We start from the raw sequence: 22,990 nt of genomic DNA on the forward strand, positions 1-22,990 counted from the left end.
GACGAGAGAATGGCAAGAGAAGACAACCGCCGCGACCGTCGCGAACGCGAGGAAGCCCCGGAGTTCGCCGATCGTCTCGTCGCGATCAACCGTGTGTCCAAGACAGTCAAGGGCGGTAAGCGCTTTGGCTTCGCGGCGCTGGTGGTCGTGGGCGATCAAAAGGGCCGCGTCGGCTTTGGCAAAGGTAAAGCCAAGGAAGTTCCCGAGGCGATCCGCAAGGCCACCGAAGCTGCCAAGCGCGCAATGATCCGCGTGCCGCTGCGCGAGGGCCGCACCCTGCACCACGACATGGAAGGTCGCCATGGCGCCGGCAAAGTCGTGATGCGCACAGCTCCGCATGGTACCGGCATCATCGCCGGTGGTCCGATGCGCGCCGTGTTCGAGATGTTGGGCGTTCAGGACGTGGTCGCGAAATCGACCGGGTCGCAAAACCCCTATAACATGATCCGCGCCACGCTCGATGGTCTCCGCAAAGAGACCAGCCCGCGTATGGTGGCGCAGCGCCGTGGCAAGAAGGTGGCTGACATCCTGAAAAAGGGTGACGAAGCGCCGGTTGCTGAAGCGGCAGAAGCGTAAGGAACCGGACAAATGGCAAAAACCATCGTCGTCAAGCAGATCGGCAGCCCGATCCGCCGCCCTCAAGATCAGCGTCAGACCCTCATCGGTCTGGGCCTCAACAAGATGCACAAGACCCGCGAGCTCGAGGATACCCCCTCGGTGCGTGGCATGGTCAACAAGCTGCCGCATCTGGTTAAGATCATCGAAGAGCGCGGCTAAATCCGCTCCGGCTGGAGTAGCCCAGCCCATCGCACAAAAGCGCCCCGGTCCAAAAGGATCGGGGCGTTTTGCATTTTGCGCCGCTGTCATCCTTTAGTCGCGTCCGACCAGAATCAGCGCCGGGCTCGGACGTGGAGCGTGATAGGTTCAGAGCCGGGGTTGAGCCGAGGGCTTTCGCCTTGGATCACCCATCCGCATCGCTTTGAGGAGGAAGGCCGATGTCTGACCAATGTTCTGGTGGTTGCGACCACATTCACACCCATACCAAACACGCGCCGATCGACAATCACAACTGCCACTGTTCCGTCTGCAAGAACGTGACAGGTCAAGACACCACGCATGTGGTGTTTTACAACCATGGTGATGTTGTTGCGGACAATGAGGCGGGGATGAACCGCCAGCCGTTCAATGCTAACAATCCCGATGGTCCGCTCGAGCTTTGCACTTGCGGGACGTGCGGCGCGCCCATCATGCTGGATGACAAGCAGCATCGCATCCGGGTGATCGTGCCCAACCTGATGGGCTATGGTGACCAGATCGGTGCCGCAAGCTATCATGCGTTCTATGATCCGGCCACAGGCGTACCCAAGCCCAGCGATGGCCGCCCGGTCTATGCCGCGCTGCGCCCTGATTTTCTCTGGCCGCCGTCATCCTGAGCCTTTTGACCTTGGTCGGGGCGGTGCTCAGCCCCGACCATGTGGCGCATCGAAATCCAGCACCGGATTGATCGGGATGATCCGATTGGGATTAATGGTGTCATGGCTATAGTGATAGTGGCGTACGATATGCTCGAAATTGACCGTCCCCGCCACGCCCGGCCATTGGTAAAGGTCGCGCAGATAGCCCCATAGGTTCGGATAGTCGACGATACGCGCCCGGTTGCATTTGAAATGCAAATGATAGACCGGATCAAACCGGATGAGCGTGGTAAAGAGCCGCCAGTCGACCTCGGTCGCGTTGTCGCCCATCACGTAGCGGTGTTGGCCAAGACGGCCTTCGAGCCAGTCGAGACTGTCGAAAAGCGGGTGCACGGCGCTCTCATAGGCCTCTTGGCTGGTGGCAAAACCGGCCTTGTAAACGCCGTTATTCACGGTGTCGTAGGTACGCGCGTTCACAGGCTCGATGGCGGCGCGCAGATCTTTTGGCCAGAAATCGAGTGTGTTGCCGGTGATGTCGTCAAAGGCAGAATTGAACATCCGGATGATTTCGGCGCTCTCGTTCGAGACGATGGTTTCGCGCTCTGTGTCCCACAGGATGGGCACGGTGACACGACCGGAAATGTCGGGGTCGGCCTTGAGGTAGATGTCACGTGCGTAAGGCAGACCATAAAGACGGTCGCCGGTTGCACCGGGGAAATCCGTGCGAAATTCCCAGCCCTCTGACAGCATATCGGGATGCACGATTGAGACGTCGATGTGATCTTCCAACCCTTTGAGCGCGCGAAAGATCAACGTGCGATGCGCCCAAGGGCAGGCCAGCGAGACATAGAGGTGATAACGCCCGCTGTCCGCCTTGAAGCCGCCGTCGCCCGAGGGCCCAGCCGTGCCGTCGGCGGTGATCCAGTTCCGGAATTTCGCGGTCGAGCGCACGAATTTTCCGCCCGTTGATTCGGTGTCATACCAAGTGTCTTGCCATTTACCGTTGACCAGTTGACCCATGTGATTACTCCTCTTTGGCATCAATCTAGGCGCATGGGCTGGCCCCAGTAATCCGCAGCACCGCGCAGCGCCCGTGCAGGGCTGCACATGTCGCGAACGGGGCCGGGGGCTTCGTTTCTTCGTTTGCAGCCTTGGGGCGCTGCGCCTATACACAGCCTATGACGAAGCCCGCAACCGGGCCGGAAAGGTGTGCACGGATCGCTGACCCATGTCGGGGGCAGATCGCGCGTCGTCGGGGCCGTTTGGCCCGATCGCCCCTTTTCGCCCTGTTGCGCGACCGAGGATAAGGGGACTGCCATGCGACTTGCCACCATTCTGACCGCGCTCTTGAGCGGAACTGCCGCCTATGCCCATCCGGGCCATCTGGCAGAGGTTGCGGGGCATGGCCACTGGTTGGGGGCAGCCGCACTTGGGGCCGCGATTGCCATTGGCCTCTGGTCCGGTCTGCGCGCGCGCAAAGAGCGGGCAGAGACGCAAGAGAACGAAGAAGAGGCCGCCGACGAGGCGCCGCAGGAGGCATGAGCATGGTCAAGACGGGTGTGATGATCTGCGGACACGGGTCGCGCAGTCAATCGGCGGTGGATGAATTCAGCGTATTGGCGGATAAACTGCCGGGCTATCTGCCGGATGACTGGCTGATGGAATATGGCTATCTCGAATTTGCCAATCCGGTGATCCGTGACGGTCTTGACCGGCTGCGCGCGGCTGGCTGCGAGCGAATTCTGGCTGTGCCGGGGATGCTCTTTGCGGCGATGCATTCCAAAAACGATATTCCCACCGTGCTTAATACCTATGCCGCAACGCATGGTATCGAGGTGCGCTATGGTCGCGAATTGGGGGTGGACCCCAAGATGATCGCCGCCGCAGGGGCACGGATACGCGAAGCGATTGACCGCGCCAATGTGAAATACGGCGAGGTCGGGGTGCATGACACGTGCCTTGTGGTGATTGGGCGCGGCGCGTCTGACCCCGATGCCAATGCCAATGTCGCCAAGATTGCGCGCCTTTTGCATGAGGGTATCGGCTTTGGCTGGTGCGAAGTGGGCTATTCCGGTGTCACCTTCCCACTGGTCGAGCCATGCCTGCAACATGTGGTTAAACTGGGCTACAAGCGTGTTGTGGTGTTCCCCTACTTCCTCTTTTCCGGCATCTTGATAGACCGCATTTATGGCTTTACCGACCGCGTCGCCGATGAACATCCGGGCATGCAATTTGTCAAAGCAGGGTATTTGGGCGACCATCCCAAGGTGCTGGAAACCTTTGCCGAGCGTGTGACAGAGCAATTGAGCGCCGTGCCGCCCCCCAATTGTGGCACCTGTCAGTATCGCACGCAGATCCTCGCCATCGAGGGCGGCGCGGTGCAGCGGATCACGCCCGAACAGCGCGCCGCCTTGGCCGAGGCACGGGGCACCGGGCATCCGGCCTTTGGCGATGTGCCGCCGCCCACATGCGTCATGTGTAAATATCGCACGCAAATTCTGGGCTTTGAGGCCGAGGTTGGCGCCGTGCAAGAAAGCCATCACCACCATGTCGAAGGGCAGGGGGCCTCTGCGCCTGGCTCGAACGTGGCGGATTGCACGCTGTGCGACACCTTCTGCACCGGTCTGTGTCGGTTGGAGGCGCAGGCGAAGCATCACCACCATGACCATGATCACGGGCATCACCACCACCATGATCATGATCATCCCCATGACCACCATGACCATGATCACGACCATCACCACGCGCCCTATCCCCATGCCCGCCATCCGCATGGGCCCGAAAGCGCGCGGCGGACCAAGGCCTGAGTGCGTTTCTTCTTGGTGACAATACTCCCGCCGGAGGCTCCGACACCGGCCGCAATCGCAAAGGGTTGATTTTGCGCCCCTACGAAAAGAACCCCTCGGCCATCTATGAGATGAGCTTTGCCACGGTACGCCAAGAGGCGCGGCTGGATCGGTTTGGCCCAGGGATGGAGAGCCTTGCGATACGGCTCATTCATGCCTGTGGAATGGTCGAGGTGGCGGATCGGCTGGCGTTTTCCAGCGGGGCCTATGCCGCGGGCCATGCCGCCTTGCAGGCCGGTGCGCCCGTGTTTTGTGATTGCGAGATGGTTGGCGCCGGGATCATCCGCCGCTATCTGCCCTGCAACAATGAGGTGATTGTCACGCTGAACGATCCGCGGGTGCCGGGAATCGCGGCGGAGATCGGCAATACACGTTCAGCAGCGGCAGTTGAGTTGTGGGCAGAGCGGCTAGAGGGGGCCGTGGTCGCGATTGGCAATGCGCCCACGGCGCTTTTCCACCTTTTGGAACTGCTCGATCAGGGGGCACCGCGTCCGGCGCTGATCCTTGGCTTTCCTGTGGGATTTGTTGGGGCGGCAGAGAGCAAGGCCGAACTGGCAGACAATCCACGCGGCTGCGAATTTGTCGCTCTGCGCGGGCGGCGCGGCGGATCGGCGATGGCAAGTGCGGCGGTCAATGCGCTGTCTGCCGGTTTGCCGGAGGTGGGCGCATGACGGCCACTGCGGATCCTTGGCTGCATATTGTGGGCATTGGCGAGGATGGGATGGCCGGACTTTTGCCCGCAACCCGCGCCATTCTAGAGGCCGCAGAGGTGATCGTCGGCGGTGAGCGGCATCACCTTTTGTCCGAGGCTGTGACGGCAGAGCGGATCGCTTGGCCCTCGCCTTTTGACGCGCTGACAGGCCTATTGGCGGGATTGCGGGGGCGGCGCGTCGTGGTGCTGGCCACGGGCGACCCGCTCTGGTTCTCGGTCGGCGCGCGCATCGGGCGGTCTTTGCCACCCTCCGAGATCGTGTATCACCCGCAACTTTCGGCCTTTCAACTGGCGGCCGCGCGCATGGGCTGGAGCATGGCGGACCTTGAGACATTGACGGTGCATGGGCGCCCCGTCGAGCAGATGATCGCGTTTATCCAACCCGATGCCCGGCTTTTGATCCTGACGACGGGGGCCGAAACGCCCGCACAGATTGCGCAGTTTCTGACCGAGCGGGGGTTTGGACAATCGCGGATGACAGTGCTGGCCAATATGGGCGGGGCTGAGGAGGCGCGGTTTGACGGGCTGGCCGAAAGTTGGGCGCATGTGGTGCCGCCTTTCAACACGCTGGCCGTCGACTGTGTGGCCGCCCCTGATGCCGCGCTGATGCCACGGGTGCCGGGGCTGGCGGATGACCTCTTTCAGCATGATGGCACGATGACCAAGCGTGAGGTGCGGGCCGCCACGCTGGCCAAGCTGATGCCGATGCGCGGCGCGCTACTGTGGGACATCGGCACCGGCTGTGGTTCGGTTGCGGTGGAATGGATGCGCGGCGCGCGCTATGCCCGCGCGATCGGGATCGAGCCGCGCGCGGATCGGCGCGCGATGGCGGCGGCGAATGCCTTGGCACTTGGTGTGCCACGGTTGGAACTGATCGAAGGCCGCGTGCCCGAGGCATTGGACGGTCTCGAGGCACCTGATGCAGTTTTCATCGGTGGCGGGCTGACCGAGGCGGTGTTTGACGCCGCTTGGGCCGCGTTGCGCCCCTTGGGGCGGCTGGTGTGCAATGCCGTGACGCTCGAGAGCGAGGCGGTGCTGGTGGCGCTCTACAAGCGACACGGTGGCGAATTGGTCAAGTTGCAAATCAGCCGGGCCGAACCGGTGGGGGGCTTGACCGGCTGGCGACCCCTTATGCCGGTCACGCAATGGAGCCTGGTGAAGCGATGAACGGTGGGCGTCGGATTTGAGTAGTTCTGGAACGATGAAAGGCAGGGTCTCGCATGGCCGGTAAGCTTTATGGCGTGGGCCTTGGGCCGGGGGACCCCGAGTTGATGACGCTACGGGCGCATCGGCTGATCGCTGGCGCGACAGTGGTGGCCTATCCGGCATTGGCGGGCGGCGAGAGTTTCGCGCGGGCGATTGCCGCGGGCGCAATTGCGCCGGGCGCACGCGAGATCGTGATGGATGTGCCGATGAGTGTCGAGCGCGCCCCGGCGCAGGCGGCGTATGATCGGGGAGCTGCGGAAATAGCTGACGCGCTTGACGGGGGCGACAATGTGGTGTGCCTCTGTGAAGGCGACCCCTTCTTTTATGGCTCATTCATGTATCTCTTTGCTCGGCTGAGCGGGCGCTACGAGGTCGAAGTCGTGCCCGGTGTCACTTCGATCGCCGCTTGTGCGGCGCGGGCGGGGCGACCATTGGTGGCGCGCAACGAGCGCTTGACGGTGTTGCCCGGCCCCTTGCCCGAGGCCGAGTTGCGGGCGCGGATCGAAGGGGCCGAGAGTGTCGCCATCATGAAGGTGGGGAGGCATCTGGCCAAGATCCGGGGGGTGATCGAAAGTTTGGGCCTGACTGCCGAGGCGGTCTATGTCGAACGCGCGAGCCTTGCCGAGGAAATTGTCTGTCCCTTGGCGCAAGCACCGGAAAAAGCACCATATTTTTCAATGATTCTGCTTTCGAAAGGGGCCGATCCATGGCTGTGAGACCTGTTGTTCTGGCGCTGAGCCGGTCGGGTGAAGCCGTCGCGCACCGTGTAGCCGCGTTGATTGACGGCGATGTGCATGGGCGCGACGGGCGAGTAGACCACGCCGCGGCGTGGTTTCCCAATGCGCTGGATCACGCGCGCGATCTATTTGCCGCCGGGGTGCCGGTGGTGGGGGTTTGTGCCAGTGGCATCTTGATCCGGGCGGTGGCACCGCTCTTGAGCGACAAACGCGGCGAGCCGCCGGTGGTGTCGGTCAGTGACGACGGGGCGGTTGTGGTGCCGCTCTTGGGCGGGCACCGGGGGGCCAATCGGTTGGCAGCGATGATCGCCGAAGGGTTGGGGGCCGTGGCGGCGGTGACGACGGCGGGCGATGTGGCGATGGGCGTGGCGCTCGATGCGCCCCCTCTGGGTTACCGGCTGGCCAATCCCGGCGACGCCAAGGCGGCGATGGCGGCGATGTTGGCGGGTGAGGGCGTCAGCGTCACAGGAGAGAATATATTTGATATCAATGATGTAGGGGGCGCTGTCGCATTGGCGGTGACCGAAGCGCCGGTGGCGGGCAATGATCGGCGGCTGGTCTATCATCCGCAGCGCTATGCGCTTGGCCTTGGCTGCGCGCGGGGATGTGCGACCGAGGAACTGTGGGATTTGGTCTGTCGGACGCTGGAGGAGAGCGGGATTGCACCGGGGGCGATTGCTTGTGTGGCGTCAATTGATCTCAAGGCTGATGAGGCGGCGATGAATGCGGTGGCGCGGCGCTTGGGTGTGCCGTTTCGCCTGTTCTCGGCGGCAGAGCTGGAGGCCTATGCCGGGCAGTTGGCGAACCCATCCGAGGTGGTCTTTGCCGAGGTCGGATGCCATGGCGTGTCCGAGGGGGCGGCGCTGGCGTGTGGTGGGCAACTGATTGTAGAAAAAAGGAAAACTGCCAATGCAACCTGTGCGCTGAGCCGCTCTGAGGCGGTCATTACAGAGATGCCGGGGCGGGCGCGGGGACGGTTGAGCGTGCTGGGTATAGGCCCCGGTCAGGCAAGCTGGCGGACACCGGAGGTGTCGCGGCTTGTGGCTGAGGCGGATGAGTTGGTGGGCTATGGCCTTTATATCGACCTGCTAGGACCCTTGGCGGCGGGTAAGAGTCGCAGTGATTTTCCGCTGGGAGGCGAGGAGGCGCGGTGCCGATATGCGTTGGAACAGGCGGGGCAGGGAAAGAGTGTTGCGCTAATTTGTTCAGGAGATGCAGGTATTTACGCGATGGGGGCGCTGGTTTTCGAGTTGCTTGACCGAGGGCCGGAGGCGCAAGGCGTGAGTGACGCGGCGCGGCGGGTGGAGGTTGTGTGCTCGCCCGGTGTGTCGGCGCTTCAGGCGGCGGCGGCGCGGGCGGGGGCCCCACTTGGGCATGATTTCTGCACGATTTCGTTAAGTGACCTATTAACGCCGCGCGAAGATATCATTCGGCGGTTGAATTCTGCGGCGGAGGGCGATTTTGTGATCGCTTTCTATAATCCGGTATCCAAAACGCGGCGCACTTTATTGTCGGAGGCGCGGGATATTTTGCTCAAACACCGCCCGGCGGATACACCTGTGCTGTTGGCAAGCTCGCTGGGGCGACCGGAAGAATCCTTGCGTTACAGGCGTTTGGCCGATTTGCAGGTGGATGAGGTGGATATGTTAACGGTGGTGCTGGTGGGGTCGTCCAACAGCCGTTTGGCGCAGTTGGGCGAAGGGCCGCGCATGTTCACGCCGCGCGGCTATGCGCGCAAGATTGATGGTGATCTGGCTGAGGTCAGAACAGGGAAGGCATTGAAATGACTGTCTATTTCATCGGCGCAGGGCCGGGTGATCCGGAGCTTTTGACCAAGAAGGCAGAGCGCATCATCGGGCAATGCCCCGTGTGCCTTTATGCCGGGAGTCTTGTGCCAGCCGAGGTTGTGGCCGGTGCGCCCGAGGGCGCGCTGGTGATGGACACCGCGCCGATGACGCTGGAGGATACCCATGCGGTCATTTTAGACAGCCATACCAAGGGCTTGGACGTGGCGCGGGTGCATTCAGGCGATCCGTCACTCTATGGTGCGATTGCGGAACAAATTCGTAAACTTCGGGCGGATGGGATTGATTATCAGATCATTCCGGGGGTTCCGGCCTATGCGGCGGCGGCGGCGGCACTGGGGCAGGAATTGACCGTGCCGGAAATCGCGCAAAGCATTGTTTTGACACGGGTTTCTATGAAATCCACGTCGATGCCAGAGGGCGAGACGCTGGAGAATTTCGCGCGCACCGGGGCGACGCTGGCGATCCACCTTGGTATCCGTAACCTACGGGAAATACACAGAATTTTGGCACCTTACTATGGTGATGACTGCCCCGTTGTGGTGGCCTATCGCGTGGGGTGGCCGGATCAGATGTTTATCCGGGGCACGCTTGCGGATATTCACGCCAAGGTTCGCGCCGAGAAAATCACCCGTACTGCCTTGATTATGGTAGGAAAAGTTCTGGGCGAGATCACGGATTTCAAGGATAGCGCGCTCTATGATCCGGTCATGCCGCATGTGTTGCGGCCTAAGGTGGCGGCGAAGGCCTAGACCTTACGATTCGTAAGGTTTGTAAGGGGATTTTGTAAGGTCGGCGTTTTTCTTCGCGCGGAACAAGGCCGAAGGCCGCCGCGCGATCGCCGACCCGCCCCCCGGGGCGGCGATTGGCTGAGGTTTTGGCACCCACGGACTTAGGGCAGGCTTTGCCTAGATAAACTGCCCCTCACACGCGTCGGATCGCCACCCCGCGGGTCGGCGACCGCGCGGCTGAAGGCAAGCCGATGCGCCCGTGAAATTTCATTTGATTTTTTCACGGAATCGGCGCAGCGTGAAAATTGAGCGGAAATTTTCACGAGACCCTCCATGCAGCAGACTGAGATCAACGCGATGCGAAGCCTTGGCGCGGACCTGCGCGCCTTGCGCAAGGCGCGCGGGCTGACGCTGGCGGCACTGGCCGAAATGCTGGGGCGGTCGGTCGGGTGGCTGTCTCAGGTCGAGCGCGATCTGTCGGAGCCGTCGATCAGCGATCTGCGGCAGGTGGCGGAGGTGCTGGGCGTGCCAATGTCGCTGCTCTTTGGTCATGCGAGCGCGCCGGCCGAGGAACAGGGATATGTCGTGCGCGCGGGCGCGCGACGGCCGATGGGATCGGGCGAGGAAGGGTTGATCGAGGAGTTGCTCTCGCCGGACCTGACCGATGATTTCGAGGTGATCCATTCGACATTCCGCCCCCGCTCCAAGATGCAGCGCCCGGCGCAGCGCCCGACGCAGGAGGTGGGCTATATCCTGTCCGGGCGGCTGGACCTGAGTATTGGGGAGCGGAAATTCACCGTTGGCCCCGGCGACAGTTTCCGGTTTCGCGGTGAGCCCTATGGCTGGGCCAATCCCTATGACATCCCTTGCGTGGCGATCTGGGTGATCGCCCCGCCGGTGTATTGAGGGGGATGGCATGAGCTATCAAGCCTGGACTGTCTTTGCGCTCTTCTGGGTGGTTTTTGTCACCACGCCGGGGCCGAATGCGGTCAATTGCGTCACCAACGGCATGACGCTCGGGTTTCGGCGCAGCCTGTGGGGGGTGTTGGCGATACTGACGCAGGCGACGCTGTTTTTGTGCCTGTCGGCGGCGGGGGTGACGGCGCTGATCGCGGCCTCGCCGGTGGCGTTTCAGGTGGCCAAGCTGATCGGGGCGGGGTTTTTGATTTACCTTGGCGTGCGCGGCTGGATCATGGCGCGGCGGCCTGTTGAGGCGGGGGAGGCCCCGAAAGGCTCGGTCTATTGGCGGGCCTTGGCGATTGCCACGATCAACCCCAAGAGCGTGGCGGGCTATCTCGCGGCATTTAGCCAATTCGTGCAGCCCGATGTGCCGATTGGCGCGCAGATGTGGGTGATTTTCCCCACCGCGCTGAGCCTGACGACGCTGAGTTATATGGGCTACACCGCGCTTGGGGCGGGGCTTGGCCGGGCGGCGCTGGGCGCTGTGTTCAATGTCTGGCTGCGGCGGGGGATGGCCGCCTGTTTCGTGATCTATGGCGTGGCCTTGGGCAGCGCCGCAACACCGGGGAGAGGATGATGCACAAGGGATCGTGTCTGTGTGGAGATGTGACATTTGTTGTGACCGCGCCCCCGGAAGGGGCAAGTGCCTGTCATTGCGGGCAATGCCGCAAGCAATCGGGGCATGTCTGGGCCTCGGCCTATGTGGCAAGGGCGGAGTTGAGCATTTCCGGACCGGTGAGCTGGTATGCGGCGAGTGACATCGCCAAGCGCGGGTTTTGCCCCAAGTGCGGCGCGTTCCTGTTCTGGGCCGCGCACGCGGAGGACACCATCAGTTTCGCGCTAGGGGCGCTGGAGGCGCCGACCGGGCTGCGGTTGGAGAAGCACATCTTTGTCAAGGACAAGGGTGATTATTACGACATCGCGGACGGCGTGCCGCAAACGGATTGAGGGAGAGGGACATGGCGGAATTTCCGGGCACGGCACGGGTTGTGATCATCGGCGGGGGGGTGGTGGGCGCGTCTTGCCTCTATCATCTGGCCAAGGCGGGGTGGGCGGATTGTGTTCTCTTGGAAAAGAACGAATTGACCGCTGGCAGCACATGGCATGCGGCGGGCAATGTGCCGACGTTCTCGACAAGCTGGTCGGTGATGAACATGCAGCGCTATTCCACCGAGCTATACGCCCGTTTGGGGTCGGAGGTGGAGTATCCGATGAATTATCACCAGACGGGGTCAATCCGGTTGGCGCATAGCCGCGAGCGGATGCAGGAATTTCAGCGCGCGCGGGGGATGGGCAAGTATCAGGGGATGAACCTTGATATTCTGGGCGTGGATGAGATCACGGCGCGCTATCCGTTTCTGGAAACGCATGATCTGCAAGGCGCGCTCTATGATCCCAATGACGGCGATATTGATCCCGCACAGGTGACGCAGGCGCTGGCCAAGGGGGCGCGCGACATGGGGGCGACGATCCTGCGGTTCACGCCCGCGACCGGGGTGCGGCGCGAAAACGGGGAGTGGATTGTTGCGACTGAAAAGGGCGAGATCCGGTGTGAGTATGTGGTCAACGCCGCCGGATATTATGCGCAGCGGGTTGGCGAATGGTTCAAGCCCTATGGCGGGCGCACCGTGCCGATGATGGTGATGAGCCATCAGTATCTCTTGACCGATGAAATCCCGGAATTAGAGGCGTGGAGCCGGGAGCAGGGGCATAAATTGCCGCTTTTGCGCGATGTCGACAGTTCTTATTACCTGCGGCAGGAAAAGCACGGGCTGAACCTTGGGCCCTATGAGCGCAATTGCAAGGCGCATTGGGTGAAGCCCGAGGATCCGATGCCGGAGGATTTCAGCTTTCAGCTTTACCCCGACGATCTGGAGCGGCTGGAGTGGTATATCGAGGATGCGATGGCGCGGGTGCCGTTGCTGGGACAGGCGGGGATTGCCAAGGTCATCAACGGGCCGATCCCCTATGCGCCCGATGGTCTGCCGCTGATTGGCCCGATGCCGGGGGTTCCGAATGCGTTCGAGGCCTGTGTCTTTACCTTTGGCATCGCGCAGGGCGGGGGGGCCGGCAAGGTGCTGGCGGAATGGGTGACGGAAGGCGCGACGGAATGGGATATGTGGGCCTGTGATCCGCGCCGCTACACTGATTACACCGACCCGGAATATTGTGTGGCCAAGGGGATGGAGGTGTATGGGCATGAATATGCGATGCATTTCCCGTGGCATCGCTGGCCTGCGGCACCGGATCGCAAGGTGTCGCCGGTGCATGACAAGGTTAAGGCCTTGGGCGGCGTGATGGGCGTCTATAACGGCTGGGAGCGGGCCAATTGGTTTGTGCAACCGGGCGATGATACATCTGAGGCGGCGACGCAGACCTGGGACCGCGCGGGGCCGTGGGAGGCGCGCATCCGCGAGGAATGCGAGGCGGTGCGCGATGCCTGCGGCGTGCTTGATTTGCCGGGGTTCACCCGGCTCTGGATCGAGGGCGCGGGGGCCGATGACTGGCTGCGCGGGTTTGTGACCGGCGGGCTGCCTAAGGTCGGGCGGATGAACCTTGTTTATGTGGCCGATAAACGCGGTCGCATCGTGACGGAGTTTTCTTGCATCCGTCTGCAAGAGGATAGTTTCGTGCTGATCACGGCCTCGACCGCGCAATGGCATGACGGCGAATTGGTACGCCGCGCCTTGCCCGAGGGGCTGAGCCTGCGCGAGACAACGGCGGAGCGCGATGCGCTCTTGGTGGCGGGGCCCAAGAGCCGCGAGATATTGGCAGGGCTGAGCGATGCCGATCTGAGCCTGCCGTGGCTGAGCCATCAGCATGCGAGTGTTGCGGGGCAAAAGGCGTTTCTGGCGCGGGTCAGCTTTACCGGCGAGTTGGGCTGGGAAATCCATGCCGAAAACGCGGCGATCCCTGCGATCTATGACGCGTTGATTGGCGCAGGTGTGAAACCCTTTGGCATGTTCGCGCTGAATTCCTTGCGCATCGAGAAGGGCTATCGCGCGTGGAAAGGCGATCTGAGCACCGATTATTCGATGTTGGAAGGCGGGCTGGAGCGGTTCGTCAAATTCGACAAGCCGCAGGAATTTACCGGCAAAGCAGCACTTTTGGCCGAGAAACAGGCGGGCGTGAAGAAGCGTTTTGTCACGCTGATCGTCGAGGCCAAGGCGGCGGATGCGCCCTATATGTCGACGCTCTGGCATGAGGGGCAGATCGTGGGCGAGACCACGAGTGGCGCTTGGGGCTACCGGGTGAATGCCAGCGTGGCCTTGGGCATGCTGCGCGCCGATCTGGCGGTGCCGGGGACCGAAATCGAGGTGGAGATTTACGGAGAACGCTGCCGCGCGGTGGTGCAGGCGGATGCGCCGCTCTGGGACCCTGAGAATGAACGGTTGCGCGCATGACCCTGCCCGCGACCATGCGCGGTGTGATCCTCACCCGTCATGGAGGACCCGAGGCATTGGAGTGGCGCGAGGATATCCCGCTGCCACGGCCCGGCCCCGGTGAGGTTTTGGTGCGGGTACGGGCGGTGGGCGTCAACAACACCGATATCAACACCCGCGAGGGGTGGTATGCGGCAGAGGTGACAGGGGCCACGGGCGAAACGGCGGATGGTGTGGCGCGTGGCGGCTGGGCGGGCGCGCTGGGATTTCCGCGTATCCAAGGGGGTGACCTGTGCGGCGTTGTGGTGGCGCGGGGGCCGGGGGTTGAGACCCCGGCGCTGGGCGCGCGTGTGACCTGCCCCATCAACATCCCGCGCCCGACCGAGGAAAACCCGGTGGGCTTTGTTGCGCTCGGGTCCGAGATTGACGGGGCCTTTGCCGAATATTGCCTGATGGCGGCGGCTGATCTTTATGACGTGAGCGATGTGCCGCTTTCGGATATCGAGATTGCGGCCTTGCCCTGTGGGTTTGGCACGGCGCTGGGCCTCTTGGAGCGGGCGGGCGTTGGGCCGGGTCAAGAGGTGCTGATCACCGGGGCCTCGGGCAATGTCGGCCTTGCGGCGGTGCAGCTTGCGGCGGCGATGGGCGCGCGCGTCACCGGCATCGCCGCGCCTGCCAAGGCGGCGATAGTGCGCGCGGACGGTGCAGCGGCGGTGATCGCGCGCGACGCGCCGTTGCCGCAGAACCATTTTCACGCGGTGATTGACCTAGTGGGAGGGGCGGGGGTTATCGCGCTGATTGATGCGCTCCGTCCCGGCGGGCATTATGCCGTGGCGGGGGCGATTGCCGGGCCAATGATCACGGTTGATCTGCGGCGGATTTACCTGCGTGATATCACGCTGCATGGCTGCACCTATCAGGCACCGCAGGTCTTTGCCCGGCTGATCGAGATGGCGCGCGCGGGGCGCGTGCGCCCCCGGATCGCCGCCACCTACCCGTTGCGCGACATCGCCCGTGCGCAGGCGGATTTTCAGGCCAAGACCCATGCTGGGAAATTGGTGCTTTTACCCCCGGAGGACAAAGAATGACCGAAATCACGCTGCTCGATGGCTCTATCGGGCAGGAATTGGTGAAACGCTCGGGCGACCGGGCGACGCCGCTCTGGTCGACGCAGGTGATGATCGACCATCCCGGGATCGTGCGCCTGGTGCATGACGATTATTTTGCGGTGGGGGCCACGGTGGCCTCGACCAATACCTATGCGGTTCTGCGGGATCGTTTGGCGCGCGTGGGATTGCAGGATGAGGTGGCGCGGCTCACGGATGTTGCGGTGGGGGCGGCAGTGGCTGCACGCGATGCGCATGGGTCGGGCCGGGTGGCGGGGGCCATCGGGCCGCTGGTGCAATCCTATCGGCCCGATCTCTGCCCACCTGCGTCCGAAGCGGCGGCGCTTTATGCCGAGAATGTCGCGCTGCTCAAGGATCGGGTGGACCTGATCCTGTTGGAAACCATGTCCTCGGTCGATCAGGCGCGGGGCGGGTTGATGGCAGCGGGGCTGAGTGGCCTGCCGGTCTGGCTGGGGGTGACGGTCATGGATGATGACGGCACGCGGCTGCGTTCGGGCGAGGCGTTGGGGGATCTGGCGGCGCTGGTGGCCGAGTTTGGCCCCGAGGCGGTGTTGATCAACTGCACACGGCCTGAATCCGTGGCGGCGGGGTTGGAGATCGTGAAGGGGTTTGGCCTGCCCTTTGGGGCCTATGCCAATGGGTTCACCTGTATCAGCGCGGGCTTTCTTGGGGCGGCACCCACGGTCGACGCGCTGGAGCAGCGGCATGATCTGACCCCGGCTGCCTATGCCGAGTTTGCCATGGGGTGGGTGGATCAAGGGGCCAGTATCGTGGGCGGCTGTTGCGAAGTGGGGCCTGCGCATATCGAGGAACTGGCGCGGCGGTTGCGGGCGGCTGGGCATGACATCGTCTGAGGCGTTCATCTGGCCGAAAATACCTCGGGGGTGTGGGGGCAGCGCCCCCACCCTCGTACCTTTCATCATCGTTTCATGGGGTTATGAATGACCGATCTTCCAACTCAGGCCCGTGTGGTCATCATCGGCGGCGGCGTCGTGGGCTGTTCTGTGGCCTATCATCTCACCAAGCTGGGCTGGCGCGATGTGGTTCTTTTGGAGCGTAAGCAGCTCACGTCGGGGACCACTTGGCATGCGGCGGGGCTGATCGGGCAGTTGCGCGCGACGGCCAATATGACGCGGCTCGCGCGCTATTCAGCAGAGCTTTATACCGGGCTTGAGGCCGAGACGGGCGTTGCCACCGGGTTCCGGCAGGTGGGATCGGTGTCGGTCGCGCTGACGGGCGAGCGGCTGGAGGAACTCAAGCGCAATGCCGCGATGGCGCGGGCCTTTGGCGTGCCGGTCGAGGAAATGAGCCCGGCCGAGATCAACGCGCGCTATCCGCATCTCAACCTTGACGGGGTCACGGGCGGTGTCTGGCTGCCCACCGATGGGCAGGCGGACCCGGCCAATATCGCGCTGGCGCTGGCCAAAGGCGCGCGCAACCGGGGCGCACGGGTGCAGGAGCGCGTGAAGGTCACGCGGATTGCCCGTGCGGGCCGCCGGGTGACAGGCGTGGATTGGCAGGGCGAGGATGGCAGTGCCGGCCATATCGCCTGTGAGATGATCGTCAATTGCGCGGGCATGTGGGGGCATGAGGTGGGCCGGATGGCGGGCACCAATGTGCCGCTGCATGCCTGCGAGCATTTCTATATCGTGTCCGAGCCGATTGCGGGCCTTCGCCAATTGCCGGTGCTGCGGGTGCCGGATGAATGCGCCTATTACAAGGAAGATGCGGGCAAGATCATGCTGGGCGCGTTCGAGCCCGTCTCGAAACCCTGGGGAATGAAGGGCATCCCGGAGAGTTTTGAGTTTGACCAGCTGCCCGAGGATTTCGACCATTTCGAGCCGATTTTGGAGGCGGCGGTGAACCGGATGCCGATGCTGGCGGAAGCGGGAATTCACACGTTCTTTAACGGTCCGGAAAGTTTTACCCCCGATGATGCCTATCATCTGGGGCTTTGCCCCGAGATGGACAATGTCTGGGTGGCGGCCGGGTTCAACTCGATCGGTATTCAGTCGGCCGGGGGGGCAGGGCATGCGCTGTCGCTCTGGATGGATGCGGGGGAGCGACCGTTTGATCTGGGCGATGTGGATGTGGCACGGATGCAGCCCTTTCAGGGCAATAAGACGTATCTTTTCGAGCGCTCCAAGGAGACGCTGGGCCTGCTTTATGCCGATCACTACCCCTACCGGCAAAAGGCCACGGCGCGCGGTGTGCGGCGCACGCCGTTTCATGCGCAACTCTTGGCCCAAGGTGCTGTCATGGGCGAATTGGCAGGCTGGGAGCGGGCCAATTGGTATGCCGAGGCCGGGCAGGAGCGGGAGTATCGCTATAGCTGGAAGCGGCAGAATTGGTTTGAGAACACGGCAGCCGAGGTGCGCGCCCTTCGCGAGGCTGTCGGTCTCTATGATATGTCGAGTTTCGGCAAGCTGCGGGTTGAGGGAGCCGGTGCCGAAGCCTTTCTCAACCATGTCTGCGGGGCGGATATGTCTGTGGCCCCGGGGCGGATTGTCTATACGCAGTTCCTGAATGCCAAGGGCGGCATCGAGGCGGATGTGACGGTGACGCGGCTGAGCGAGACGGCCTATTTGGTGGTGACACCGGCCGCAACGCGGCTGGCGGATGAAACATGGCTGCGGCGGCATGTCGGGGCTCACCCGGTGGTGATCACCGATGTAACGGCGGGCGAGGGCGTGTTGGCGGTGATGGGCCCGAAGGCGCGCGATCTTTTGCGCGCGGTCTCGCCTGATGATTTCTCGAACGACGCGCATCCCTTTGGGCAGGCGCGGCAGATCGAGATTGGCATGGGTGTCGCGCGGGCGCACCGCGTCTCTTATGTGGGAGAGTTGGGTTGGGAGATCTATGTAAGTGCCGATATGTGCGGCCATGTGTTCGAGGTGCTGCACGCGGCGGGCGCGGATCATGGCCTGCGCCTGTGCGGGATGCACGCGATGGACAGTTGCCGGATCGAGAAGGCATTTCGGCATTTCGGCCATGATATCACCTGCGAGGATCATGTGCTGGAGGCCGGGCTTGGCTTTGCCGTGGCGACAGGAAAGGCCGATTTCATCGGGCGCGAGGCGGTGCTGGCCAAGCGCGCGGCGGGGTTGGAGCGGCGCTTGGTTCAGTTTCGCCTGACGGACCCTGAGCCGATGCTATATCACAATGAGCCTTTGCTGCGGGATGGCGAGATCGTGGGCTATCTGAGTTCCGGGGCTTACGGCCATCATCTGGGGGGCGCGATGGGCCTTGGCTATGTGCCCTGCGCGGGCGAGAGCGCGGAGCAGGTTTTGGCCTCGAACTATGAGGTCGATGTGGCCGGGGTGCGGGTAAAGGCGGAGGCGTCACTGAAACCGATGTATGATCCCAAATCCGAGCGCGTGAAGGCGTGAGCAGGGTGGGGGGCCAGCCCCCCACGCCCCCCGAGGTATTTCGGGCCAGATGAATGTGGGAGTGGTCATGGCGGGGCGGGTCGTGTAAGGCGCGGCCATGAGTGACTATGATCCGCCAACCGATCCGCTCGAGGTGCTGCATGACGATCATGAGATCGTCGTGGTGAACAAGCCTGCGGGCCTCTTGAGTGTGCCGGGCAAGGGCGAGCATTTGGCCGATTGTCTGATGGCGCGGGTGCGGGATGTGTTTCCCACCGCGCTTTTGGTGCATCGGTTGGACCGCGATACATCGGGCGTGATGATTTTTGCGCTGACGCCGCATGCGCAGCGGCATCTGGGCCTGCAATTCGAAAAGCGGCAGACGCGCAAGACCTATGTGGCGCGGGTCTGGGGGCGACTGGAGCCGGAGGTGGGCGTGGTTGATCTGCCCTTGATCGTGGATTGGCCCAACCGCCCGTTGCAGAAGGTGTGCCATGAGACCGGGCGCGCGGCGCTGACGGAATGGCGGGTGCTGCGCGCGAGCGACGAAGAAAGCCGGGTGCGGCTGAGCCCCAAGACCGGGCGCAGCCATCAGTTGCGGGTGCATATGCTGGCGCTGGGCCATGTGATTTTGGGTGACCCTCTTTATGCGAGCGGCGCGGCGCGGGAGCATCCGCGCCTGATGCTGCATTCCGAGGAATTGCGTCTGCGCCATCCGGATGGCGGTGCCGGCGTCAAGTTTCGGGCTGCGGTGCCGTTTTGAGGCCAATGTGGGTCACGGTTTAGCAAAGCCGCCGCGTCAAGAAAAAGGGCCGGGCAAAGATGCCCGGCCCGACCAAGAGAGGATGTGGCGAGGGGGTTAGCCTTGCCATTCTTGCATGGTCTCGAAGTCCTCGACCGTGAGGCTGGTCGTGGCCTGGATCGAAGACGTCACGCTGTCCGCGTCATGGGTCAGGGTGATGTCGTCAAAGTCTACGGCGACCGGCTTTTCGCCCAGCCCGAGAAAGCCGCCAACATCGACGATGACATGCTCGACCTGACCATCATCGGTCACGACAATGTCCGAGATTTCGCCGACATGCTCGTCTGCGCTGTCATAGAGCGCCACGCCTTGCAGATCCTCGGCGGTGAGGGCCGCGCGTTCCTCGCCGGACAGTTCCGGCATGGTTGCTGCGTCGGCATTGGTGGTTGTGTCCGCCGTGGTGCCAGCATCGGCCTCTGGGGTCGAGTTGGCCCCCGATTGGCCAGTGGTCATGTCAGAGGATTCGGTCGCGCTTGGGGCGGTTTGATCGGTGGTGTCCGACTGCGCCAGAACCGGCATTGCGCTGAGTGCGACGATTGCGGTGGTTGCGAGAATGCGTTTCATGGAGGAACTCCTTTGTCCTGCTGTGATGAGAGGCCGCTGAGAGGCGGCACCCTGTCAATCCAACCGTCAGAGGCGCAGAAGGTTTCAAAAATCGGTCAAAATATACTTGTGATCCTGAGGGAACTTTGAGGGCTTTTGTGCGTTCCTCGGGGACGTGCCCCCGCCTGTTGCGGGCTGGCCTTTGCGGGTTCCAGATGTGGCGCGCCCTGCAAGATTGGAGTTTTGAACATGCTTGAGATTACCGGCATTGGCGGGATCATTCTGTTGATCCTCGATATTTGGGCTATCATTTCGGTTGTTGGGTCGGGGGCGACGACAGGCAAGAAGGTGCTTTGGGTTGTGTTGATCCTGTTGCTGCCGCTCTTGGGCTTTATTCTGTGGTTGTTGTTCGGGCCGCGGTCTGGGCGGGTGTGACGCCGTCTTTGTGCCAAGGCCGAGGGACGCTTGTCTTTGGTGTCGCCGAATTTTTCAGGGAACCGAACGGGGGGAGGCGCGTTACAAGAGCATGGTCAGCGTGAGGCGCTGACTGTCCGGAGCCTGACTGTCATCCCCCAGATGCAAGCCAAGCTCTGCTGCACCCGGCCCGTGTCCCTAGGGTGCTTGCCCCCGCCTGTCCCGGCGGGGGCATTTACGACAGATCGTCCGGGAAACCGGCCTTGGATTCAACCTCTGATCGGCAGGACCATGACCCAGAGCAGGCCCGCGCAGGGTGATACAGCGGCAGATGCGATTACAGACCTCAAGGTTCTGATTACCGCAGAAGAGGCGTATCCGGCTTTGGAGCGTGCTTTTTTGGAGGCGCAGACAGAGATTTCGGCCTGTTTTCGGGTGTTTGATTTGCGGACGCGGCTGCGCTCGGACGAGGCGCGCGCGATTGGCGCGACGTGGTTTGATCTGGTTGTTCACACGCTTGATCGCGGGGTGTCGATCCGTCTGCTGGTATCCGATTTCGATCCGATTGCGGCGGTGCATCTGCATCGGTTGGCGTCGCAAACATTGCGCCAGATCGCGGCGGTGCGGGAAATGGCGCAGCCAGAGGCGCGGCTCGACTTTACCGTGGCATTGCATGAGGCCAAGAGCGGGATATTCCCCCGCGTGCTGTTCTATCCGCTGGTGCGGATGAAAATCCGCGAGATGGTGGACCGCTGGTGCCACATGACCAAGCCGGAACGCGAGCGGTTCCGGGTTGAGACGCCGCGCTTGCGCAGCCTTTGCCGGGTGGATGACCGGGATCAACTGTGTTTTCCGGCGCGGTTGATGGACCTGCATCCGGCGACACATCATCAGAAGCTGGCGGTGTTCGACCGCCGTCTGGTTTATATCGGGGGTCTCGATCTTAATGAGCGGCGGTATGATACCAAGCAACATCGCCAAGAGCCGAACCAGACCTGGCATGATGTGCAGGTTCTGGCGACGGGCCCGGTTGCCAAGGCAGCCCAGGCACATCTGGAGGGGTTTCTGGCGGCGGTTGCGCGTAAATCCGCGCCGCCGCCCTCGGTGCCGGGATTTTTGCGCACGCTGTCGCGTCGCCGGTTGAGCGCGCCGATGCGGTTGTCACCGCATACGGTGCTGCGCGAGATCGAGAGCGCGCATTTGGCGGCCATCGCCAAGGCGGAGCGGCTGATTTATCTGGAAACGCAGTATTTTCGGTATGTGCCGCTGGCGCGGGCCTTGGCGCGGCGGGCGCGGCAATGCCCGGAGCTGCGCCTGATCCTTGTGCTGCCAGCGGCCCCCGAGGAGGTGGCGTTTTCGAGTGATCCGGGGCTGGATGGGCGGTTTGGGGAGCATCAGCAGGCGCGCGCGCTGGCCTATCTCAAGGCGGCGTTCGGGCCGGAGCGTTTGGTGATCGCGTCGCCGGTGCAGCCGCGCGCCAGCGACAGCGCCGCGCGGGATGCGCTGGAGGGCGCGCCCCTGATCTATGTGCATTCCAAGGTTTCGATCTTTGATGAGGCGGAGGCAATTGTGTCTTCGGCCAATCTCAATGGGCGCAGCATGAGATGGGACACTGAAGCGGGGCTGCATGTGACCCGGCGCGATCAGGTGGCCGAGATTCGGGCAAAGGTCATGGGCTGTTGGTTGCCAAAAGAGGCGGATTCCTCGTTTCTGGATCTCGAAACCGCCTTTGGCGCGTGGCAGGGCATGGTTGGCAGCAATAGCGTGTTGCCGCCCCGGCATCGTGAGGGATTTCTGGTGGATTACGATTCCGATGTTGCCAAGGCGATTGCCATGCCCCTGCCGGGCATGCCCGAAGAGGTGGTTTAAGGCCCGCTCTTGTCTGGTTCCCCGTCGACTGCGAAGATGTCGAGCAGGGCCAGGGCGATAACCAGAACCGGAATGGCGATGATGCCGCCGATGGGCCCCCATAGCCAGAGCCAGAACACCAGCGACACGAAGATCAGGAGCGGGTTTACAGAAATGTGGCGTCCGACAAGGGCGGGCGTTGCAAACTGGGCCTCAAGCATGTTGAGCGCGAGAAAGATCGCCGGGGGGGCCAGAACCATCAGATCGTCAAAGGCCACGATGCCTGCCACGAGCAGCCCCGCAGTTACGGTCATCGGCCCGACGTAGAGCACGAAGTTAAGCAAGGCCGCGACCATGGCCCAGACGAAAGGCCCCGGCAGGTTGATCAACAAGAGCGCCCCGCCCAAGGCCGCGCCAAGGCCGGCGTTTATGCTGGAAATTGCAAGGAAATAGCGGGCCACCAGCCGTTCGGCATTGGTAAAGCGGCGTAGAATATCGGCGGTATCGTCCGGGGTGCCGATCCAGAGCGACAGCCATGCGTACATGCCCTTGCGGGTCAGCAAAAAGAAGAAAAGCGTACCGCAAAAGACCAGCGCCTGCGCCAGAACCAGAGGGGCCATGAAGAGCGCGCTTGTGATGCTTGGGAGGCTGCCGCCTTCCCCGGCGTCCTTTGCGGGGGTTGGAGCGGCACCAAGTGCGGCTTCGACCTCTCGGTTGATTTCTTGCAGACCGCGAATGAGGTTGCTGAATTCCGCGATGATCGAGCGGAGTTCGTATTGGATGCGCGGCAATTCTTCGGCGATCTGCCAGATCACGGGTTCGGCCAAGATGGCCAAGATGCCAATGGCCGAGACCCCGAGGATCAGCACGGTTGAGGCGGCGAGACCTGTGGAAAAGCCGATCCTCTCGAAGACATCCGTGACAGGGGCGAGCATGACCCCGGTGACGATGGCCAAGGTCATCGGTGCGAAAATATCCCCGCCGATCTTGAGCGCGGCAAAGCTGAGGATGAGGGCGATCACGATCACCGCCATGCGAAGAGTCGGATCATCGTTGACGAATAATCTGTGCATGACGATGAGAACGCATGAGC

Annotated in this window: 23 protein-coding genes; 20 read left to right on the top strand and 3 right to left on the bottom strand. The window is 62.7% G+C overall.

Annotated elements, in window-relative coordinates; translation table 11 throughout:
• The first annotated feature begins 9 nt into the window (after window positions 1–9).
• The 3 genes from rpsE to GC127_RS12580 all read left to right on the top strand — a co-directional run bounded on the left by rpsE (window position 10) and on the right by GC127_RS12580 (window position 1,433).
• Entirely contained in the window at window positions 10–576 is a 567-nt protein-coding gene (gene rpsE, locus GC127_RS12570; RefSeq protein WP_008281889.1) for a 30S ribosomal protein S5, read from the top strand.
• A 12-nt stretch (window positions 577–588) separates the two neighbouring features.
• Window positions 589–777, top strand: a complete 189-nt coding sequence (rpmD, locus tag GC127_RS12575; RefSeq protein ID WP_008281890.1) for a 50S ribosomal protein L30 — start codon at window positions 589–591, stop codon at window positions 775–777.
• 218 nt (window positions 778–995) lie between these two features.
• On the top strand, window positions 996–1,433 hold the full coding sequence (locus GC127_RS12580; RefSeq protein WP_151978397.1) for a GFA family protein: 438 nt from the start codon (window positions 996–998) through the stop codon (window positions 1,431–1,433).
• A gap of 27 nt (window positions 1,434–1,460) precedes the next feature.
• Here GC127_RS12580 and GC127_RS12585 read toward each other — a convergent pair whose 3' ends face one another.
• The gene (locus GC127_RS12585) at window positions 1,461–2,435 is read right to left on the bottom strand and encodes a glutathione S-transferase family protein (protein WP_151978399.1); all 975 of its coding nucleotides are present in this window, start codon (window positions 2,433–2,435) and stop codon (window positions 1,461–1,463) included.
• A 297-nt stretch (window positions 2,436–2,732) separates the two neighbouring features.
• Between GC127_RS12585 and GC127_RS12590 the strand changes: the two genes are divergently transcribed.
• From GC127_RS12590 to GC127_RS12660, 15 genes are all read left to right on the top strand, one after another.
• Window positions 2,733–2,957 carry a DUF6732 family protein gene (locus tag GC127_RS12590; RefSeq protein ID WP_081507831.1) on the top strand — a complete coding sequence of 75 codons (225 nt, stop codon included), beginning with the start codon at window positions 2,733–2,735 and terminating at the stop codon, window positions 2,955–2,957.
• Window positions 2,954–4,222 carry a sirohydrochlorin chelatase gene (locus tag GC127_RS12595; RefSeq protein WP_008281894.1) on the top strand — a complete coding sequence of 423 codons (1,269 nt, stop codon included), beginning with the start codon at window positions 2,954–2,956 and terminating at the stop codon, window positions 4,220–4,222. Before GC127_RS12590 ends, GC127_RS12595 begins: the two co-directional genes overlap by 4 nt.
• Before the next feature lie 71 nt (window positions 4,223–4,293).
• Window positions 4,294–4,932 carry a precorrin-8X methylmutase gene (locus GC127_RS12600; RefSeq protein ID WP_199861249.1) on the top strand — a complete coding sequence of 213 codons (639 nt, stop codon included), beginning with the start codon at window positions 4,294–4,296 and terminating at the stop codon, window positions 4,930–4,932.
• Window positions 4,929–6,140 (top strand): precorrin-6y C5,15-methyltransferase (decarboxylating) subunit CbiE, encoded by a 1,212-nt coding sequence (gene cbiE, locus GC127_RS12605; protein WP_151978403.1) that lies wholly within the window; start codon window positions 4,929–4,931, stop codon window positions 6,138–6,140. Before GC127_RS12600 ends, cbiE begins: the two co-directional genes overlap by 4 nt.
• A gap of 53 nt (window positions 6,141–6,193) precedes the next feature.
• Window positions 6,194–6,895, top strand: coding sequence for a precorrin-2 C(20)-methyltransferase (cobI, locus tag GC127_RS12610; protein WP_151978405.1), 702 nt, complete (start codon window positions 6,194–6,196; stop codon window positions 6,893–6,895).
• Window positions 6,886–8,703, top strand: a complete 1,818-nt coding sequence (cobJ, locus tag GC127_RS12615) for a precorrin-3B C(17)-methyltransferase (RefSeq protein ID WP_151978407.1) — start codon at window positions 6,886–6,888, stop codon at window positions 8,701–8,703. The genes cobI and cobJ overlap by 10 nt, the downstream gene beginning before the upstream one ends.
• Window positions 8,700–9,473: a precorrin-4 C(11)-methyltransferase gene (gene cobM, locus GC127_RS12620; RefSeq protein WP_081507837.1), complete on the top strand. Its 774-nt coding sequence runs from the start codon at window positions 8,700–8,702 to the stop codon at window positions 9,471–9,473. Before cobJ ends, cobM begins: the two co-directional genes overlap by 4 nt.
• Window positions 9,474–9,785: 312 nt before the next feature.
• Window positions 9,786–10,358: a helix-turn-helix domain-containing protein gene (locus GC127_RS12625; RefSeq protein WP_151978409.1), complete on the top strand. Its 573-nt coding sequence runs from the start codon at window positions 9,786–9,788 to the stop codon at window positions 10,356–10,358.
• Window positions 10,359–10,368: 10 nt separating this feature from the next.
• A complete protein-coding gene (locus GC127_RS12630) occupies window positions 10,369–10,989 on the top strand; it encodes a LysE family translocator (protein ID WP_151978411.1) in 621 nt (206 codons plus the stop codon).
• Window positions 10,986–11,360, top strand: coding sequence for a GFA family protein (locus tag GC127_RS12635; RefSeq protein ID WP_008281902.1), 375 nt, complete (start codon window positions 10,986–10,988; stop codon window positions 11,358–11,360). Before GC127_RS12630 ends, GC127_RS12635 begins: the two co-directional genes overlap by 4 nt.
• An 11-nt stretch (window positions 11,361–11,371) precedes the next feature.
• Entirely contained in the window at window positions 11,372–13,816 is a 2,445-nt protein-coding gene (locus GC127_RS12640; RefSeq protein ID WP_151978413.1) for an FAD-dependent oxidoreductase, read from the top strand.
• Window positions 13,813–14,883, top strand: coding sequence for a zinc-binding dehydrogenase (locus tag GC127_RS12645; protein ID WP_151978415.1), 1,071 nt, complete (start codon window positions 13,813–13,815; stop codon window positions 14,881–14,883). Before GC127_RS12640 ends, GC127_RS12645 begins: the two co-directional genes overlap by 4 nt.
• Window positions 14,880–15,776, top strand: coding sequence for a homocysteine S-methyltransferase family protein (locus tag GC127_RS12650; protein WP_008281905.1), 897 nt, complete (start codon window positions 14,880–14,882; stop codon window positions 15,774–15,776). Before GC127_RS12645 ends, GC127_RS12650 begins: the two co-directional genes overlap by 4 nt.
• A gap of 87 nt (window positions 15,777–15,863) precedes the next feature.
• Entirely contained in the window at window positions 15,864–18,311 is a 2,448-nt protein-coding gene (locus GC127_RS12655; protein WP_151978417.1) for an FAD-dependent oxidoreductase, read from the top strand.
• 97 nt (window positions 18,312–18,408) lie between these two features.
• Window positions 18,409–19,053: a pseudouridine synthase gene (locus GC127_RS12660; protein WP_008283211.1), complete on the top strand. Its 645-nt coding sequence runs from the start codon at window positions 18,409–18,411 to the stop codon at window positions 19,051–19,053.
• Between the two features lie 96 nt (window positions 19,054–19,149).
• Here the strand turns inward: GC127_RS12660 and GC127_RS12665 are convergent, their stop codons facing one another.
• Window positions 19,150–19,656: a PRC-barrel domain-containing protein gene (locus GC127_RS12665; protein WP_151978419.1), complete on the bottom strand. Its 507-nt coding sequence runs from the start codon at window positions 19,654–19,656 to the stop codon at window positions 19,150–19,152.
• 228 nt (window positions 19,657–19,884) lie between these two features.
• On the opposite strand from GC127_RS12665, the gene GC127_RS12670 reads away from it, so the two are divergent.
• Both GC127_RS12670 and GC127_RS12675 read left to right on the top strand, forming a co-directional pair.
• Window positions 19,885–20,070 (top strand): PLDc N-terminal domain-containing protein, encoded by a 186-nt coding sequence (locus GC127_RS12670; protein WP_008283213.1) that lies wholly within the window; start codon window positions 19,885–19,887, stop codon window positions 20,068–20,070.
• A 270-nt stretch (window positions 20,071–20,340) separates the two neighbouring features.
• Complete coding sequence (locus GC127_RS12675) at window positions 20,341–21,918, top strand: phospholipase D-like domain-containing protein (RefSeq protein WP_151978421.1); 1,578 nt, start codon at window positions 20,341–20,343, stop codon at window positions 21,916–21,918.
• On the opposite strand, the gene GC127_RS12680 is transcribed toward GC127_RS12675, so the two are convergent.
• Window positions 21,915–22,970, bottom strand: a complete 1,056-nt coding sequence (locus GC127_RS12680; RefSeq protein WP_037298994.1) for an AI-2E family transporter — start codon at window positions 22,968–22,970, stop codon at window positions 21,915–21,917. The genes GC127_RS12675 and GC127_RS12680 overlap by 4 nt on opposite strands.
• Window positions 22,971–22,990 lie beyond the last annotated feature (20 nt).

Source organism: Roseovarius sp. EC-HK134 (assembly GCF_902498815.1).
GTDB classification, from domain to species: Bacteria; Pseudomonadota; Alphaproteobacteria; order Rhodobacterales; family Rhodobacteraceae; genus Roseovarius; species Roseovarius mucosus_A.